Origin of the sequence: Nocardioides jiangxiensis (assembly GCF_030580915.1) — a bacterium.
Lineage (GTDB): Bacteria > Actinomycetota > Actinomycetes > Propionibacteriales > Nocardioidaceae > Nocardioides > Nocardioides jiangxiensis.
This window is the reverse complement of the sequence record NZ_JAUQTA010000001.1, coordinates 793,886-811,159: the sequence shown is the minus strand read 5'-3', so window position 1 is coordinate 811,159 and position 17,274 is coordinate 793,886. Positions and strand designations below refer to the sequence as shown.

The window sequence follows — 17,274 nt, the reverse complement described above, 5'->3', positions numbered from 1 at the left end:
AGGGCGGCTGATCGGTAGTACCGCGGGCGGGGCCCGGGAGATAGGTTCGTCTCCCGGGCCCCGTTTCCCGCTTTCCATGTCAGGAGAGAGAACTTGGTCGCCACGCAGGCAGCGACTGCCCCTCTGATCGAGCTGCGGGGCATCGGCAAGCGATTCCCCGGCGTGATCGCCAACCACGACGTCGACGTCACGATCCGCCCGGGCACGGTGCACGCCCTGGTCGGGGAGAACGGCGCCGGAAAGTCGACGCTGATGAAGATCCTGTACGGCGTGCAGCGCCCCGACGACGGCGCGATCGTCGTCGACGGCGCCGAGAGGGTCTTCCGCTCCCCGAGTGACGCCATCGCGGTCGGCATCGGCATGGTCTTCCAGCACTTCATGCTCGCCGACAACCTCACCGTCCTCGAGAACTGCGTGCTCGGCGCGGAGAGGCTGCACGGCATCGGCGGAGCGGCACGCCGCACCTTCGTCGACCTCTGCGCCCGGTTCGGCTTCGACCTCGACCCCGACGTGCTCGTGGAGGAGCTCGGCGTCGCCGCGCGGCAGCGGCTCGAGATCGTCAAGGTCCTCTACCGCGGCGCGAAGGTGATCATCCTCGACGAGCCGACCGCGGTGCTCGTGCCGCACGAGGTCGAGGCGCTCTTCGACAACCTCCGCGACCTGCGCGCGAGTGGTCACTCGCTCCTGTTCATCTCCCACAAGCTCGACGAGGTCCTGGCGATCTCGGACGACATCACGGTGATGCGCCGCGGCACGACGGTCGGCCACGCCGACCCGGCCGCCGTCACCAAGCGCCAGCTCGCGGAGCTCATGGTCGGCAGCGAGCTGCCGTCGCCCGAGACCGCCGAGTCGACGGTCCAGGAGACGGTGATGCTCCAGCTCGACGGCGTCAGCCTCGTCGAGGGGGAGCGGTCCGTGCTCGACGCGATCACGCTCACGATCCGCAAGGGTGAGGTGCTGGGCATCGCCGGGGTCGAGGGCAACGGCCAGACCGAGCTGGTCGAGGTGATCATGGGCCTGGCCCAGGCCACCTCCGGCACGATCACCCTCGACGGCACCGACATCACGTCGTACAGCACGCGGGCGCGGCGGGAGGCGGGCATCGGCTACGTCCCCGAGGACCGCCACCGCCACGGTCTCCTGCTCGACGCCCCGCTCTGGGAGAACCGGATCCTCGGCCACCAGACCCGGCGCCCGAGCGTGCGCGGTCCCTGGATCGACCGGGCGGGAGCCCGCAAGGACACCCAGCGCATCGTCGAGCAGTACGACGTGCGCACGCCCTCGATCGACACCAACTCGCGCGCTCTGTCCGGAGGCAACCAGCAGAAGCTGATCGTCGGCCGCGAGATGTCCGGCGACCCGGTGCTGCTGATCGCCTCGCACCCCACGCGCGGCGTCGACGTCGGCGCGCAGGCGGCGATCTGGGACCACATCCGCGACGCCCGCCGCGCCGGCCTCGCGGTCCTGCTCATCTCGGCTGACCTCGACGAGCTGATCGGCCTCTCCGACACCATCGAGGTGGTCCTGCGCGGACGCCTCGTCGGCACCTTCGACCCGTCCGCGGTGACGCCGGCCGAGCTCGGCGCGGCCATGACCGGAGGACACGACTGATGGAGCTCTCCGTGCGGTTCGTGAAGAGGGCCGGCCTCGCGCTGCTGGCCCCCGCGGTGGCGGTGGCGGTCGCGGTCGTCGCGACCTCCCTGGTCATCCTGATCTCCGGCAGCGACTCGGGCATCGGCGACTTCTGGAGCGTCATGCTCTCGGCGCCGCAGCACCAGACGATCGTCAACATCGTCAACCTCGGCGTCGAGCTCTACATCGCCGCCGTTGCGGCGGCGATCGGCTTCCGGATGGGCCTGTTCAACATCGGCGTGGAGGGGCAGTACGGCCTCGCGGCGTACGTCGCCGCTGTCTTCGCCGGCGGCATGTTCCTGCCCGGGCCGATCAACATCATCGCGGCGACGCTGCTCGCGATGCTCGTCGGCGCTGCCTGGGCGGGCATCGCCGCGCTGCTGAAGGTCTACCGCGGCGTGAGCGAGGTGATCACCACCCTCATGCTCAACGCGATCGCCCCGATCATCGTCACCCACTTCCACAACAAGTACGGCGAGCAGACCGGCTACGACGTCCGGACCAACCCGCTCACCGGCTCCAGCACGGTCCCCGGCTGGGCGCCGTACGGTGCCAACGGCGGTCAGGTCTGGACCCTCGGCCTGCTCGCGGTCGCCGTGGGTGTCGGGTTCTGGCTGCTGCTCAACCGCACCCGCCTCGGCTTCGACCTGCGGGCGAGCGGTCTCTCCCCGTCGGCCGCCGCGGCGAGCGGCGTGAGTGCGAGGAAGATGGTGATCGTCGCGATGCTGCTCTCCGGTGCGGTCGCGGGCCTGGTCTGGATCCCCGACCTCTTCGGGCACGCGCACACCTACTCCGACTCCAGCTTCGCCGGCGGCCTCGGCTTCACCGGCCTCGCCGTCGCGCTGCTGGGCCGCAACCGGGCGGGTGGCATGGCGTTCGGCGCGCTGCTCTTCGCCTGGCTGACCTCCCAGTCCGACGCCCTCCAGATCGACACCGACATCGCCCCGCAGATCGTCGAGATCACCCAGGGCATCTGCGTGCTGGCGGTGGTGGTGGCCTACGAGCTGGTCCAGCGCTACCGGGCACGCTCCGAGCAGAAGGCGGTCGCTGCGGCCGTCCCCGAGGCGGTGGCGGCATGAGCGCGACGACCCGGACCACGGTCCTCTCGGAGGCGACGCGCGGACGGCGCGTCCTCGGCCTCTCGCCCCTCATGTGGGTGCTCATCGTCTCGGGCCTGGTGGTGGTGCCGTTCGTGCGGCTGGTCACCGACTCGGCACCGCTGACCGCCACCACGACCTTCACCGCGGCGATCCTCTCGACCTGTCCCATCGCCCTCGCTGCGCTCGGCGGCGTCTGGTCCGAGCGGGCCGGCATCGTGAACATCGGGCTCGAGGGCCAGATGCTGCTCGGCACCTGGGGTGCGGCGTACTTCAACTGGTACTACGGCCCGTGGGCCGGCCTGGCCGGCGGCATCGCGCTCGGCGTGGTCGGTGGCCTGCTGCACGCGGTCGCGACGATCACCTTCGGCGTCGACCAGATCGTCTCCGGTGTCGCGGTCAACATCATCGCCGCGGGAGCGGTGGAGTTCCTGTCCAAGACGTTCTTCAGCGACATCACGCCCAACGGTGGTCCGCGCAACCTCTCCGGCCTCTACGACCTGCCGACGCTCAACATCGGGGGACTCGACGGCTGGTTGAGCGACCTCAACGCCCGGCACTGGTTCCTGCTCAGCGACCTCGCCGGGTTGCTCGGTGCGCTGGTCAGCCACATCTCCTACGTCTCGCTGATGGTGATCGGCCTGGCGGTGCTGAGCTGGTGGCTGCTCCGGCGGACGACGTTCGGGCTGCGGCTGCGCTCGTGCGGCGAGAACCCGGCCGCCGCGGAGTCGCTCGGCGTCAGCGTCTACCGCTACAAGTACATCGCGGTCATGGTCTCCGGCGGTCTCGCCGGACTCGGTGGCGCGTACCTCTCGACGGTCGCCTCGAGCACCTTCACCGTGGGGCAGACGCAGGGGCGCGGCTACATCGGACTCGCCGCGATGATCTTCGGCAACTGGAACCCCTTCGGCGCGCTCGGCGCGTCCGCCCTCTTCGGGTACGCCGACGCCCTGCGCCTGCGCAGCGCCTCCTCGCTCCACGCACTGCTGCTGCTCCTCGCCATCGGCCTGGTGCTGCTCACGCTGTGGCGGCTGTGGCAGCGCAACATCCGCGGCGCGGTGACCAACGGCGTGATCGGCGTGGCCTTCCTGCTGTGGTTCCTGCTCACCGACACGATCCCCGACGACCTCGGTGGGATGACGCCGTACCTCGTCACGCTGCTGGTGCTCTCGGTGGCGTCGCAGAGCCTGCGGATGCCGGCCGCCGACGGCCAGCCCTACCGCAAGGGATCGGCGGGCTGATGGCGGACTGGGACGCCCTGACCGCTGCCGCGACCGAGGTGATGGCGCACGCCTACGCGCCGTACTCGCGGTTCCCCGTGGGAGCCGCCGCCCTCGTCGACGACGGCCGGGTGGTCACCGGGTGCAACGTGGAGAACGCCTCCTACGGGCTCACCCTCTGCGCGGAGTGTGGGCTGGTCTCGGCGCTCCACGCGAGCGGTGGTGGGCAGCTCACGCACTTCGTCTGCGTCGACGGCAGCGGGGCCCTGCTGATGCCCTGCGGCCGGTGCCGCCAGCTCCTCTTCGAGCACGGTGGCCCGTCGCTGCAGGTGCTCACCACCTCCGGCGTACGACGGATGGCCGACCTCTTGCCGGACGCGTTCGGCCCTCACGACCTGGAGACCCGATGACTGCTCACGACGCCGTCGAGGTGATCATCGCCAAGCGCGACGGTGGCGTCCTCAGCGACAGCCAGATCGACTGGGTGATCGACGCCTACACGCGCGGCGAGGTGGCCGACGAGCAGATGTCGGCGCTGGCGATGGCGATCCTGCTCAACGGCATGACGCGCCCCGAGATCTCGCGGTGGACCGCGGCGATGATCGCGTCGGGGGAGCGGATGGACTTCTCCTCGCTCGCGGTGCCGACCGCCGACAAGCACTCGACCGGTGGTGTCGGCGACAAGATCACGCTGCCGCTCGCTCCGCTGGTCGCCGCATGCGGCGTCGCGGTCCCGCAGCTGTCGGGACGCGGCCTTGGCCACACCGGCGGCACCCTGGACAAGCTCGAGTCGATCCCGGGATGGCGCGCCGCCCTGTCGAACGAGGAGATGCTCGCGCAGCTCGGCTCGGTCGGTGCGGTGATCTGTGCAGCCGGCGACGGCCTCGCCCCCGCGGACAAGAAGCTCTACGCGCTGCGTGACGTCACGGGCACCGTCGAGGCGATCCCGCTGATCGCCTCGTCGATCATGAGCAAGAAGATCGCGGAGGGCACCGGTTCGCTGGTGCTCGACGTGAAGGTCGGCACCGGTGCCTTCATGAAGAGCCTGGCCGATGCGCAGGAGCTCGCGCGCACCATGGTCGACCTCGGCACGGACGCCGGCGTGCGCACGGTCGCGCTGCTCACCGACATGTCCACGCCGCTGGGCCTGACCGCGGGCAACGCCATCGAGGTGGCCGAGTCGCTCGAGGTCCTCGCCGGCGGTGGTCCCGCCGACGTCGTCGAGCTGACCGTGGAGCTCGCCCGCGAGATGCTGCGCGGCGCCGGGCGCGATGACGTCGACCCGGCCGACGTGCTGGCCAGTGGCAAGGCGATGGATGCCTGGCGCCGGATGATCGCCGCACAGGGTGGCGATCCGGACGCCCCGCTCCCCGTCGCGCGCGAGTCCCACGTCGTCGCCGCACCCTCCTCCGGGGTGCTGACCCGGCTGGACGCGATGGCCGTGGGCCTGGCGGCGTGGCGCCTCGGTGCCGGCCGGGCCCGCAAGGAGGACCCGGTGCAGGCCGGTGCCGGTGTGGTCTGGCACGCGCGCCCGGGTGACGCCGTGACGGCCGGGCAGCCGCTCCTCACCCTGCTCACCGACGAGCCGGCCCGGTTCGACCGCGCGCTCGCGTCACTCGACGGCGGCTACGACATCGCCCCCGCGGGCACCGCCTTCGCGGCGACGCCCCTCCTCCTGGACAGGATCAGCTGATGACCACCCCCACCTCGGGTCCGGCGCTCTCCGTCGAGGAGATCCGCGCGCTGCCGAAGGTCGTGCTGCACGACCACCTCGACGGCGGGCTGCGCCCATCCACCATCGTGGAGATCGCTGCGGAGATCGGCCACGAGCTCCCGACGACCGACCCGGCGGAGCTCGGGGAGTGGTTCCGCGACAACGCGACCTCCGGGTCGCTGGTGCGCTACCTCGAGGGCTTCGTCCACACCGTCGCGGTGATGCAGACCCCCGAGCACCTGCGGCGCATCGCCCGTGAGGCCGTGGAGGACCTGGTCGCCGACGGCGTCGTGTACGCCGAGCTGCGCTACGCCTGCGAGCTCTTCGTCGAGCGCGGACTGAGCATGGACCAGGTCGTCGCCGCGGTGCAGGAGGGCATCGACGAGGGCGTCGCGGCCGCTGCTGCGGCGGGCCGCCCGATCGTCGTACGCCAGCTGCTGACCGCGATGCGGCAGGCGGCCCGGGGCATCGAGGTCGCCAAGCTCGCCGTCGCCTGGCGTGACCGCGGCGTGGCCGGCTTCGACATCGCCGGACCGGAGGACGGCTTCCCCCCGACCCGTTTCCTCGACGCGTTCGAGTACCTCGCCGAGCAGAACATGCGGATCTCGATCCACGCCGGGGAGGCGTTCGGTCCGCCGTCGATCTGGGAGGCGGTCCACCCGTGCGGCGCCGACCGGCTCGGCCACGGCGTCCGGATCATCGAGGACATCTCCTTCGAGGGGGACGTCGCCCAGCTGGGCACCCTCGCGGCGTACGTCCGCGACCGGCGGATCCCGCTCGAGATCTGCCCGACGTCCAACGTGCAGACCGGTGCCGCTGCGTCGATCGCCGAGCACCCGTTCGGCCGGCTCGCCGAGCTCGGCTTCCGGGTCACGATCAACCCCGACAACCGGCTCATGTCGGCCACCACCATGAGCCAGGAGATGGCGCTCCTGGTCGACGCGTTCGGCTACACCCGCGCCGACCTCGGCAAGTTCACGGTCAACGCGATGAAGTCGGCGTTCCTGCCGTTCGACCAGCGGCTGGCGCTGATCAACGACGTGATCAAGCCGGGCTACGCCGGCTGAGCTGACTGTTCGCGTCGAGCGAGCATGTCTTCGCCGGGGTGAAGATGTTCACGGCTCGAGCGGCGTGACGCCCTCAAGATCTGCGCCGGTGCGTAGACCTTCACCGACTGGGTTGCGGCCGCTCGGGGAAGTGACGCCGCCACTCTCCGCGTGGGTGCCGCGGTGTGCCCGGCATGCGCCGCAGGAGCAGCTGGCGGTGCACTCGCGCCACCGTGTCACCCGGCCGCTCGTAGATCCCCTTCGACGTGATGACGAGGATGCGCCAGTCGTCGTCCTCGATCTGCTCGCGGCGTGCGAGGTCCTTCTCCCACTGCTCGATCCTCTCCACGTGGTGCCGGCCGTCGTACTCGACGACGAGGCGGACAGCCGGCCAGCTGAGGTCGTAACGCCGCACCGGGATGCCGCGGACATCGCGGATGGAGAGGTTGACCACCGGCTCGGGGAGTCCGGCGAGGACGAGGAGCACCCGCAGGCGCGACTCCATCGGGGAGTCGACCCCGTCGCGCACGAACGCGGCTGCTCGGCGCGCAGCGGCTGCCCGACGGGTCGTGGAGGCGTCGCAGAACCGGATGAGGTCGGCCGGACGCAGTCGCCTGGTGCGGACGAGCCAGTCGCCGACCACGACGAGGTCCACGAGGGAGAGCAGGGACGCGAGCTCCACGAAGCACTGTGCAGGCGACGAGACCAGGACGTCAGCCGCGTGGTGGAACCTCTCGCTGCCACGGGCCACGTGGCAGGTGACGCCTTGCCGCTTGAAGCGGTGCTCGCGCGAACGCACGGTCACGTGCTCGTCTGCCAGCGACGGGATCGGGAAGCCCCACCACCGGGCAGCGCTCGCATGGCTGACGATGGAGCCCGGCGGTGTCGCCAGGCTCAGGGCCGCGGCCATCACGGCAGGGGAGAGGGGAACCGCCGCGTCGACGTAGATCCCGTCGAGGATGCGGGTGAAGCGTGCGGATCCAAGCTGTCGGTCCGTCAGGCCAGCGCGTCTCCCCGCCGCTCGCGTGAACGGTCGCCCCGTGTCGAGCCCCGTGGCTGCGTGGTCCATGCCGGCACTTTCGCCGCACTGACCGCTTCCCGCATGTCGCTCTCCACAGGTAGCGCGCACGGGGAGCACGGCCAGGCGGAGAGCCTTCACCCAGGTGAAGAGTTTCCCGGTCGGGAGGCCGAGGAAGCGTGAAGGTCCACGCCTGTGCGCAGACCTTCACGTGGGCACGAGTCGGGTCGCTCTCCGCCCGCCCGCCGCCTCAGCGCATCAGCAGGACGACGGTCTCCGCGACGCAGGCGGGCTTGTCGCCGCCGTCGATCTCGATCGTGTGCCGGAACGTCGCGCGCAGGCCGCTGTCGATCGCCTCGACATCACCGAGCGCAACGCTGAGCCGGATGTCCGAGCCGACCGGCACGGGCGCGGCGAAGCGGACCTTGTTGAGGCCGTAGTTGAGCTTGGCGCCCGGCGTCGCGAGCTTGAAGATCTGGGAGCCCAGCCACGGGATCAGCGAGAGCGTCAGGTAGCCGTGCGCGATCGTGCCGCCGAACGGGCCGGTCTTGGCACGGTCGACGTCGACGTGGATCCACTGGTGGTCACCGGTCGCGTCGGCGAACTTGTTGACGCGGTCCTGGTCGATCGTGACCCACTCGCTGGTACCGAGCTCGGTGCCGGCGGCAGCGGCCACCTCATCCAGGGTGCTGAAGACGCGCATGGGACCTCCTCGTCGCTGCGGCGCGGTCTCCACCGCGCCCTCGATCCGAACCTAGCGGCTGGACGTGGGGCTGGGGAGGGGCACGACACGCAGGAGCGTCGGATCCGTTGCCGGATTCAGTAGCTGCCGGTCGGGGTGCTGCCCTCGAGCAGCGCACGACTGCCGGAGACGCCGAGGCGCGTAGCGCCGGCCTCGATCATCGCGACCGCCTGCTCGAACGTGCGGACGCCCCCCGAAGCCTTCACCTCGGCGCGGTCGCCCACGGTCTCCTTCATCAGCCGCACCGCCTCGACGGTGGCGCCGCCGGCGGGGTGGAAGCCGGTCGAGGTCTTCACGAAGTCGGCGCCCGCGTCGACGGCGGCGATGCAGCAGGCGACGATCTCCTCGTCGGTGAGCGCGGCCGCCTCGATGATCACCTTGAGGACGACCGGCGACGGCGCCGCGGCGCGCACGGCGGCGATGTCGGACTGCACGCGGTCGTAGCGGCCCTCCTTCGCGGCACCGATGTCGATGACCATGTCGATCTCGTCGGCGCCGTCGCGCACGGCCTGCGCAGCCTCGACCGCCTTGACGGTCGAGTCGTGCTTTCCGCTGGGGAAGCCGCAGACGGCAGCGACCTTGAGGTCGGCGTTCTCCGGGACCGGGATGGGCAGCATCGACGGCGACACGCAGACCGAGTAGGTGCCCAGGTCGAGGGCCTCGGTGATGAGGGCCTCGACATCGGCACGCGTGGCCTCCGGCTTGAGGAGGGTGTGGTCGATCATCTTCGCGATCGTGGACGTGTCGAGGCGCGGGTCGTCGTGGCTCACCGGGCCAGCATAGGCTGCGCGGCGGTCGCCCCTTTCGTCCCCTGGGGCCCTGTTCTGGAGGTCGCCATGTGGCAGACGCTGCGCCAGCCCCGGTGGGTGGCACGCGTGGTCTGGGTCATCGGTGTCGTCACGCTGACGAGCGCCCTGCTGCCCTCGATGCGCGGGCGTCTGCACGACATCGACCAGGTCGTTCCCGACGTCTTCCCGGCGGCCGCCACGACAGGTGCCGCCGCGATCGGCGTGCTGCTGATCCTGCTGGCCGGGGCGCTGCGTCGGGGGAAGTACCGTGCCTGGCTGGTCGCACTCGTGCTGTCCGTCCTGGCCATCCCCTCGCACGTGGTCAAGGGCCTCGACGTCGAGGAGGCGCTGCTCTGCCTCGCCCTCGCCGGCTACCTCGTCGCCGTGCGCGGCGAGTTCACGGCCCGGCCCGACCCCCGCTCCGGCGGCCGCCTCGTCCGTGTCCTGCTCGTCGGCCCGGTCATCGCGATCGTGCTCGGCTTCCTGTGGCTCACCATCGACGCCGACGGGCATGCGGCCGGTACGACGTGGACCGACCGTCTCGCGCAGGCCGTGCTCGGCCTGGTCGGCATCCCCGGACCGATGGCGTTCACCAGCTCCGCCGACGCCGACCACGCCGCGGTCGGCCTCGTGGTGCTCGGTGCCGCGGTGCTGGTGGTCGCGCTCCTGGTCGCGCTCGAGCCGGCCGGCGGCCCGCACCCGGCCGACCCGGAGGAGACCGAGCGGCTGCGGGCCCTGCTCGACCGCTGGGGCGGCGACGACTCCCTCGGCTACTTCGCAACCCGCGACGACCGCTGCGTCATCTTCTCGGCCAGCGGCAAGGCGGCGCTGACCTACCGCGTCATCGGCACCGTGTCGCTCGCGGCCGGTGACCCGGTCGGCGACCCCGAGGCGTGGCCCGGGGCGATCGAGGCATGGCTCGCCGAGGCGAAGGCCTACGGGTGGGCGCCAGCGGTCCTGGGTGCCTCGGAGCCCGGCGGCACGGCGTTCCACCGGGCGGGGCTCGACGTGCTCGAGCTCGGTGACGAGGCGATCGTCGATGCCGAGTCCTTCACCCTCGAGGGCCGCTCGATGCGCGGCGTGCGCCAGGCCGTCTCGCGCTGCACGCGCGGTGGCATCACCGTGAGCGCGCACCGGGTCGCCGACCTCTCCGCCGAGGAGGTGGAGGACATCCGGCACCGCGCCGACGCCTGGCGCGACGGCGAGGTCGAGCGCGGGTTCTCGATGGCGCTGGGCCGGTTCGGCGAGGAGCGCGACCCCGAGACGGTCGTCGTCCTGGCTCGTGACGGGCAGGGCGACCTGGTCGGCCTCCTGCACTTCGTGCCGTGGGGTCGCGACGGCCTGTCGCTCGACCTCATGCGGCGGGACCGCGCCAGCGAGAACGGCGTCATCGAGGCGATGGTGGCCGGCCTGATGGCCTCCGCCGCGGACCTCGGCGTACGACGGGTGTCGCTGAACTTCGCGGTCTTCCGCTCCGTCTTCGCCCGGGGCGAGCGGCTCGGCGCCGGACCGGTGCTGCGCCTGTGGCGGTCGGTGCTGCTGGCTGCCTCGAAGTTCTGGCAGATCGAGTCCCTCTACCGCGCCAACGCGAAGTACCACCCGGACTGGGAGCCGCGCTACCTCTGCTTCCGGTCGTCCTCCGACCTGCCGCGCGTCGGTGTCGCCGCGCTGCGTGCCGAGGCGTTCCTCGTCGCGCCGGCGTGGTGCAAGCGGCTGCGCCGCGCCTGACCCGAGGTCAGAGGCCCAGGGCCACGCTCATGTCCTCGCGGACCGCGTCGAGACGGCCTGCGGCGGCGATCCGTGCGGCTGCGACCGCCTCGGTGACCGGCTGGTCGTCCGCGACCGGGACGACGACCTCGAGGTAGCACTTCAGCTTCGGCTCGGTGCCGCTCGGGCGCACGATCACGCGGCCGCCACCGGACAGGCGGTAACGCAGGGCGTCGGTGGGCGGCAACCCGTCGACGCCGTCGGCGAGGTCCTGCGCCGACTCGACCGCGAAGCCGCCGAGCGTGGTCGGGGGAGTGGCGCGCAGGCGCGCCATCGCCTCCCCGATCAGTCGCAGGTCCGTGACCCGCACCGAGAGCTGGTCGGTCGCGTGCAGGCCGTGCTCGGCCGCGATCTGGTCGAGCCGGTCGAGCAGCGAGCGGCCGGCGGCCTTCTCGAGCGCGGCGAGCTCGACCAGCCGGACGAGCGCGGAGACGCCGTCCTTGTCCTTCACCCGCGCCGGGTCCACGCAGTAGCCGAGGGCTTCCTCGTAGCCGAACGCCAGGCCGGGGACGCGCGCGATCCACTTGAAGCCGGTGAGGGTCTCCTCGAACGGCTGGCCGTGCGCGGCGGCGAGCCGGCCGACGAGGGAGGAGCTGACGATCGAGGTGGCGTAGGTGCCGGTCACGCCGCGCCGCAGCAGGAAGTCCGCGAGCAGCGCGCCGACCTCGTCGCCGCGGAGCATGCGCCAGCCGTGGGCGTCCGGGACGGCGGCTGCGCACCGGTCGGCGTCGGGGTCGTTGGCCACGACCAGGTCGGCCCCGACCTCAGCCGCGAGCGCCATGGCCGCGTCCATCGCGCCGGGCTCCTCCGGGTTGGGGAAGGCCACGGTCGGGAACGCCGGGTCGGGCTCGAACTGGGCCTCGACCACGTGCGGCTCGGAGAAGCCCGCGAGCCGGAGCACGCGGCGTACCGGCTCGCCGCCGACGCCGTGGAGAGGGGTGTAGACGATGCTGAGGTCGCGCGGCCCGCAGGTGTCGACGAGCGCACTCGTGGCGGCGAGCCACGCGGTGTAGACGCTGTTGTCGAGGGTCTCGCCCGCGGGTCCGCGCGGCACGTCCGCGAGGGCACCGACGGAGGCGATCTGCGCCGCGATCTCCGCGTCGGCCGGCGGCACGATCTGGCTGCCGTCGCCGAGGTAGACCTTGTAGCCGTTGTCCTGGGGCGGGTTGTGGCTCGCCGTCACCATCACCCCCGCCACGGCCCCGAGCCTGCGGATCGCGAACGCCAGCACCGGCGTCGGCAGCGGCCGCGGCAGCAGGAGGGCCCGCAGTCCGGCGCCGGTCATCACCTCCGCTGTGTCGCGCGCGAAGACGTCGGAGTTGCGGCGGGCGTCGTAGCCGATGACCACGGCGTCCGAGGCGGTCGCCCCCTTCTCCGTGAGGTACGCCGCGAGGCCGGCCGCGGCACGGGTCACGACCACGCGGTTCATCCGGTTGGGACCGGCGCCGAGCGCGCCGCGCAGGCCTGCCGTGCCGAACTCCAGCGTGCCGCTGAAGGCGTCGGCCAGGTCGCTGCTGTCACCACCCGCGGTGACCGCATCGATGGCCGCGGCGAGCTCGGCCCGGGTCTCCTCGTCGGGGTCCTCCGCGACCCAGGCACGGGCCTGTGCGAGGAGGGTGGACAGCTCGGGGGTGGGGTCGGCAGCCATGGCGTTCACGCTAGCCCTTCAGCCAGTGGGGTCGAGGTGGTGGAGCAGCCCCTCACGGGCGCCGTCGAGCATGCGGGCGTGGTTCCACAGCAGGAGGGGGCGCGCGATGCGCGCAGCCAGGCCGAGGACGCGGCCGGTCACGTCGACCGACTGCTCGAAGTGGACGCGGCAGCCGTCCCCGGCGGGCACGATCCGCCAGCGGACCCAGCCGTCGAGGTCACCCCCGAGGCTCGACTCCAGCACCTCCGGCGTACGACGGAGAAGGGCGACGTGGAGCTCGAGCGTGTAGGGCAGGGACGAGCGGCAGAGCACGACGCCCTCGTCCTCGCCGACCTTCAGGCAGGCGACGACCTGCGGCCACCACGCGGGATAGTGCTCGACATCCTCCAGTGCTGCGTACACGCGGGACGCGGGGTGGGGGAGCGTCCACGCGGAGGCGAAGTCGAAGTGCCGCAACGGCCCGCTCAGCAGTCCGTCGCGCGGTGCTCGACGATGGCGAGGTCGAGCGGCACGGACGCGATGCCGGAGCGGCCGCCGGCGCTCACCCAGGCGAGGCTGAGCCCGTGGCCGGACGCCGGGGCATCGCCGACCAGGTCACCGACCCAGGCGTAGGTCCGGCCGGCCTCGAGGTGGGCGTCCGCCACGCGCTGACGGTGCTTCCAGTCCGACCGGGGGAGCGGCGCGCCGCGGTCCAGCAGAGTCGTGGCGACGACCTCGGTCGCCGGCACGGGGACGACCCAGGAGCGTCGCACGAGGCCGCGTGTGGTGCCCAACGTGTCGTAGGTGAGGGTGACGTCGCGGACGGCGCGGAACGAGCGGGCCAGGCGGATCCCGTCCTCGTCGGTGCCCACGCAGAGACCGGGGCGGATGCCGCCGGCGTCGATCACCCGGTCGGCTCGACGCGGCTGACAGCTCGGGCCGACGCTCGTCGGCACGTCCCAGTGGGCGGTGCCGGACCGGCCGTCGTCGGTCTTCCAGCCGACGTCCACGCCGTCGAACGACGACCCGTCGGGCATGTCGAGGCGGAGCAGGAACTCGAGCTCCTGGCCGGCGTCGTCGGAGGTCGTGCCCCTGATCTGCGAGCCGGGGAGCGGGCGCTTCGTCGCCCAGCCGATCCGGTCGCGCACCAGCATGTCCGGCTCGTCGCCGAGGGTCCAGCCGCCGGTGGGCACCTTCTCGGACGTGACGTCGCTGGTCCAGCTGCCGAGGATCCGGGCACCGTGCTCGGGCCGGACCAGCTCCGCGCCGGTGAGGGTCAGCGTCGTGTTGGCGCGCATACGCTCGTAGAGCAGGAACCGGGCCGGGTACGGCGTGCACTGGCCGCCACGCGAGTCGAACGACACGGCCGGTGCCTGTGCAGCCGTCGCGGCGGGCGGGGGCGCGGTGCGGTCGTCCCCGGAGCACGCAGCAGTGGCGAGCAGCAGGACCCCTGCGAGGGCGGTGCCGGCACGGCGTACGACCTGGTGCATTGCTTCTCCTGGGTCAGAGGCGCGGGACGATGCTGACCAGCAGCTCGCCCATGTGGGCGGCGGCGGCGCGGCCGGCGTCGAGGACCTCGCTGTGGTCCAGCGGTTCGCCGCTCATGCCGGCGGCCTGGTTGGTGACCAGGGAGAGGCCGAGGATCTCCAGTCCGACGTGGCGCGCGGCCACGGCCTCGATGGTGGTGCTCATGCCGACCAGGTCGCCGCCGATCGCAGCGACCATGCGGATCTCGGCGGGGGTCTCGTACTGCGGGCCGGGGAACTGCACGTAGACGCCCTCGTCGAGCGTCGGGTCGAGCTCGCGGCACAGGGCACGCAGCCGCGGGGAGTAGAGGTCGGTGACGTCGACGAACGTCGGCCCCTCGAGCGCGGTGTGCCCGGTCAGGTTGATGTGGTCGCTGATCAGCACGGGCGTGCCGGGCTTCCACTCCGGTCGCAGGCCGCCGCAGCCGTTGGTGAGCACGACGGTCGTGCAGCCGGCGGCGGCTGCGGCCCGCACCGGGTGGGCGACGGCTGCGGCTCCGTGGCCCTCGTACAGGTGGGTGCGACCGCGGAAGAGGAGGACGTTGCGCCCCGCCACCTCGACGCTGGCGACCGAGCCGGCATGGCCGTCGACCGCGGGCGGGTGGAAGCCGGGGAGGTCGGTCGTGGGGACCTCGGTGCGCGGGGTGCCGAGCGCCTCGGCCGCAGGGCCCCAGCCCGAGCCGAGCACCAGCGCGACGTCGTGCCGGGCCACGCCGGTCAGCTCGGCGATGCGGTCTGCGGCCTGCTGGGCGAGGGCGAAGGCGTCGGTCACGAGACCCGAGGGTAGTGAGGATCAGGGCTGGTCAGGGGACAGGTGACCAGACCGTGATGCAACCGTCACAGTCCGGTCGACCGGCACGCGCGCCGGCGCAGGGCGCGGACGTAGTCGTCCGGTGCGTCGGCGGCTTCGGCCGCGTCCGCCAGCACGCCGAGGTACGACGCCGACGGCAGCCCGCCCTCGTGGGCGTCGAGCACGTAGACCCAGACCAGCTCGTCGCCGGTGAGCGTGTTGACCCGCACCTTGGTCTTGCGGAACAGGCCCGTGTCGGCGGACTCCCAGCCGTCGAGGCTCCTCTCGTCCTCCGGCGTCACGTCGTAGATCGCCACGAAGACCTGCTCGAAGGGGTCCTGGACGATCGTGGCGAGCGCGCCGTCCCAGCCGTGCTCCTCGCCGCCGAAGGTCAGCCTCCAGCCCTGGAGCCAGCCCGTGGTGCGGAGCGGGGAGTGGGGACACCGCTCGGCCATGCGGAGCGGATCGAGGTTCGTCCCGTAGGCGGCGTACAGGGTCACGGGGTGAGACTAGCGGCCTACTTGCCGGTATCCATGGGAGCCGCAATAGGCTGGCTCCCGTGACCCACTTCGATGTCCTCGTCCTCGGCGCCGGCCCCGGTGGCTACGTCGCCGCCATCCGCGCCGCCCAGCTCGGCAAGACCGTTGCCGTGGTGGAAGAGAAGTACTGGGGCGGTGTGTGCCTCAACGTCGGCTGCATCCCGTCCAAGGCCCTGCTGAAGAACGCCGAGCTCGCGCACACCCTGACGCACGAGAAGGCGAAGTTCGGCATCGAGGGTGACGCCACGATGTCCTTCGGTCCGACCCACGCGCGCTCGCGCCAGGTGTCGGCGGGCATCGTCAAGGGCGTCCACTTCCTCATGAAGAAGAACAAGATCCAGGAGATCGACGGCTGGGGCACCCTCACGGGCCCGAAGAGCGTGTCGGTCAAGGCCGCTGACGGCACCGTCGCCGAGCACACCTGCGACAACCTGATCATCGCCACGGGTGCGAAGGTCCGTTCCGTGCCGGGCGTCGAGCCCAACGGCCAGAACATCGTCACCTACGAGGAGCAGATCCTCGACGCGAACCTGCCGTCCTCGATCATCATCGGCGGCTCCGGCGCGATCGGCGTCGAGTTCGCCTACGTGCTGAAGAACTTCGGCGTCGACGTCACCATCGTGGAGTACCTGGACCGGATCGTCCCCACCGAGGACGCCGACGTCTCCAAGGAGCTCCTCAAGCACTACAAGAAGCTCGGCATCAACATCCTCACCAGCACCGCCGTCAAGAAGGCCGTCGACACCGGCTCGGGCGTCGAGGTCACCGTGGCCCCTGCCGCGGGTGGCGAGGAGACGGTCCTGAAGGCGGACAAGATGCTGGCCGCCTTCGGCTTCGCCCCCCGACTGGACGGCTACGGCCTCGAGTCGACCGGTGTCGCCACCACCGAGCGCGGCGCCATCGCCGTCGACGAGTTCAGCCGCACCAACGTCGAGGGCGTCTACGCCATCGGTGACGTCACCGGCAAGATGATGCTGGCCCACGTCGCGGAGGCGATGGGCATCGTCGCCGCGGAGACCATCGCGGGTGCCGAGACCATGCCGATCAACTTCGACATGATCCCGCGCGCGACCTACTGCCAGCCGCAGATCGGCTCCTTCGGCTTCTCCGAGCAGCAGGCCAGGGACAAGGGCTACGACGTCAAGACGGCGACCTTCCCGTTCGCGGCCAACGGCAAGGCCCAGGGCCTCGGCGAGGCGGTCGGCTTCGTCAAGGTGATCGCCGATGCCGAGCACAACGAGATCCTCGGCGCCGCGATGATCGGCCCCGACGTGACCGAGCTGCTCCCGGTCCTCACCCTCGCGCAGCAGTGGGACCTCACCGCGGACGAGGTCGGGCGCAACGTCTTCGCGCACCCGACGCTCTCCGAGGCGGTCAAGGAGGCCATCCACGGCATCGCGGGGCACATGATCAACCTCTGATCCAGCACGTACGACGGCCGGTCACCCTCGCGGGTGGCCGGCCGTCGCTGCGTTCACGGAGGTCGAGCCGTCAGGCGGCGCCCTGCTCGCGGGTGTGTCGTCCGCCGACCTGCAGCTGGGCGGCGAGGTGGAGCCGGGTCGACTCCCGGCTCGCGCGGGTGCGGGCGAGGGCGGCCTCGATGGCGGCCTGGACGGGGCTCGGCTTCGACGGGGCGAAGCGGTCGACCAGCGCGCCCACGGTGATGGCGGCGAGCGGGATGAGGACGGGGATCAGCATGAAGAGCAGGAGTGGGGCGAAGACGCCGATCGCGTCGCGCATGGGGGCTCCTCGAAGGGTCGGGGTCGGA

At 71.8% G+C, this 17,274-nt stretch carries 17 protein-coding genes; 8 read left to right on the top strand and 9 right to left on the bottom strand.

The window, feature by feature from the left end; translation table 11 throughout:
* Window positions 1–93: 93 nt before the first annotated feature.
* From Q5722_RS04045 to Q5722_RS04020, 6 genes are read left to right on the top strand one after another with little or no spacing between them, the layout of a single operon-like run.
* On the top strand, window positions 94–1,611 hold the full coding sequence (locus Q5722_RS04045) for an ABC transporter ATP-binding protein (protein ID WP_305026929.1): 1,518 nt from the start codon (window positions 94–96) through the stop codon (window positions 1,609–1,611).
* On the top strand, window positions 1,611–2,711 hold the full coding sequence (locus Q5722_RS04040) for an ABC transporter permease (RefSeq protein ID WP_305026928.1): 1,101 nt from the start codon (window positions 1,611–1,613) through the stop codon (window positions 2,709–2,711). The genes Q5722_RS04045 and Q5722_RS04040 overlap by 1 nt, the downstream gene beginning before the upstream one ends.
* Complete coding sequence (locus Q5722_RS04035; protein WP_305026927.1) at window positions 2,708–3,970, top strand: ABC transporter permease; 1,263 nt, start codon at window positions 2,708–2,710, stop codon at window positions 3,968–3,970. The genes Q5722_RS04040 and Q5722_RS04035 overlap by 4 nt, the downstream gene beginning before the upstream one ends.
* On the top strand, window positions 3,967–4,359 hold the full coding sequence (locus Q5722_RS04030; protein WP_305028327.1) for a cytidine deaminase: 393 nt from the start codon (window positions 3,967–3,969) through the stop codon (window positions 4,357–4,359). Before Q5722_RS04035 ends, Q5722_RS04030 begins: the two co-directional genes overlap by 4 nt.
* A complete protein-coding gene (locus Q5722_RS04025; protein ID WP_305026926.1) occupies window positions 4,356–5,642 on the top strand; it encodes a thymidine phosphorylase in 1,287 nt (428 codons plus the stop codon). Before Q5722_RS04030 ends, Q5722_RS04025 begins: the two co-directional genes overlap by 4 nt.
* Entirely contained in the window at window positions 5,642–6,730 is a 1,089-nt protein-coding gene (locus tag Q5722_RS04020; protein ID WP_305026925.1) for an adenosine deaminase, read from the top strand. Before Q5722_RS04025 ends, Q5722_RS04020 begins: the two co-directional genes overlap by 1 nt.
* A gap of 100 nt (window positions 6,731–6,830) precedes the next feature.
* Here the strand turns inward: Q5722_RS04020 and Q5722_RS04015 are convergent, their stop codons facing one another.
* The 3 genes from Q5722_RS04015 to deoC all read right to left on the bottom strand — a co-directional run bounded on the left by Q5722_RS04015 (window position 6,831) and on the right by deoC (window position 9,194).
* The gene (locus tag Q5722_RS04015; RefSeq protein ID WP_305026924.1) at window positions 6,831–7,778 is read right to left on the bottom strand and encodes a putative endonuclease domain-containing protein; all 948 of its coding nucleotides are present in this window, start codon (window positions 7,776–7,778) and stop codon (window positions 6,831–6,833) included.
* A gap of 199 nt (window positions 7,779–7,977) precedes the next feature.
* On the bottom strand, window positions 7,978–8,430 hold the full coding sequence (locus Q5722_RS04010; protein ID WP_305026923.1) for a MaoC family dehydratase: 453 nt from the start codon (window positions 8,428–8,430) through the stop codon (window positions 7,978–7,980).
* A gap of 116 nt (window positions 8,431–8,546) precedes the next feature.
* A complete protein-coding gene (gene deoC, locus Q5722_RS04005) occupies window positions 8,547–9,194 on the bottom strand; it encodes a deoxyribose-phosphate aldolase (RefSeq protein WP_305028326.1) in 648 nt (215 codons plus the stop codon).
* 111 nt (window positions 9,195–9,305) lie between these two features.
* Between deoC and Q5722_RS04000 the strand changes: the two genes are divergently transcribed.
* Window positions 9,306–10,985: a phosphatidylglycerol lysyltransferase domain-containing protein gene (locus Q5722_RS04000; protein WP_305026922.1), complete on the top strand. Its 1,680-nt coding sequence runs from the start codon at window positions 9,306–9,308 to the stop codon at window positions 10,983–10,985.
* A 7-nt stretch (window positions 10,986–10,992) separates the two neighbouring features.
* Here Q5722_RS04000 and Q5722_RS03995 read toward each other — a convergent pair whose 3' ends face one another.
* From Q5722_RS03995 to Q5722_RS03975, 5 genes are all read right to left on the bottom strand, one after another.
* The gene (locus Q5722_RS03995; protein WP_305026921.1) at window positions 10,993–12,672 is read right to left on the bottom strand and encodes a phospho-sugar mutase; all 1,680 of its coding nucleotides are present in this window, start codon (window positions 12,670–12,672) and stop codon (window positions 10,993–10,995) included.
* A gap of 18 nt (window positions 12,673–12,690) precedes the next feature.
* Window positions 12,691–13,128 carry an SRPBCC family protein gene (locus Q5722_RS03990; protein WP_305026920.1) on the bottom strand — a complete coding sequence of 146 codons (438 nt, stop codon included), beginning with the start codon at window positions 13,126–13,128 and terminating at the stop codon, window positions 12,691–12,693.
* Between the two features lie 8 nt (window positions 13,129–13,136).
* Window positions 13,137–14,141: a hypothetical protein gene (locus Q5722_RS03985; RefSeq protein ID WP_305026919.1), complete on the bottom strand. Its 1,005-nt coding sequence runs from the start codon at window positions 14,139–14,141 to the stop codon at window positions 13,137–13,139.
* A 13-nt stretch (window positions 14,142–14,154) separates the two neighbouring features.
* The gene (locus tag Q5722_RS03980; protein ID WP_305026918.1) at window positions 14,155–14,949 is read right to left on the bottom strand and encodes a purine-nucleoside phosphorylase; all 795 of its coding nucleotides are present in this window, start codon (window positions 14,947–14,949) and stop codon (window positions 14,155–14,157) included.
* Between the two features lie 65 nt (window positions 14,950–15,014).
* Complete coding sequence (locus Q5722_RS03975) at window positions 15,015–15,467, bottom strand: gamma-glutamylcyclotransferase family protein (RefSeq protein ID WP_305026917.1); 453 nt, start codon at window positions 15,465–15,467, stop codon at window positions 15,015–15,017.
* Between the two features lie 59 nt (window positions 15,468–15,526).
* Between Q5722_RS03975 and lpdA the strand changes: the two genes are divergently transcribed.
* Window positions 15,527–16,927: a dihydrolipoyl dehydrogenase gene (lpdA, locus tag Q5722_RS03970; RefSeq protein WP_305026916.1), complete on the top strand. Its 1,401-nt coding sequence runs from the start codon at window positions 15,527–15,529 to the stop codon at window positions 16,925–16,927.
* 70 nt (window positions 16,928–16,997) lie between these two features.
* On the opposite strand, the gene Q5722_RS03965 is transcribed toward lpdA, so the two are convergent.
* The gene (locus tag Q5722_RS03965; RefSeq protein ID WP_305026915.1) at window positions 16,998–17,246 is read right to left on the bottom strand and encodes a hypothetical protein; all 249 of its coding nucleotides are present in this window, start codon (window positions 17,244–17,246) and stop codon (window positions 16,998–17,000) included.
* Window positions 17,247–17,274 lie beyond the last annotated feature (28 nt).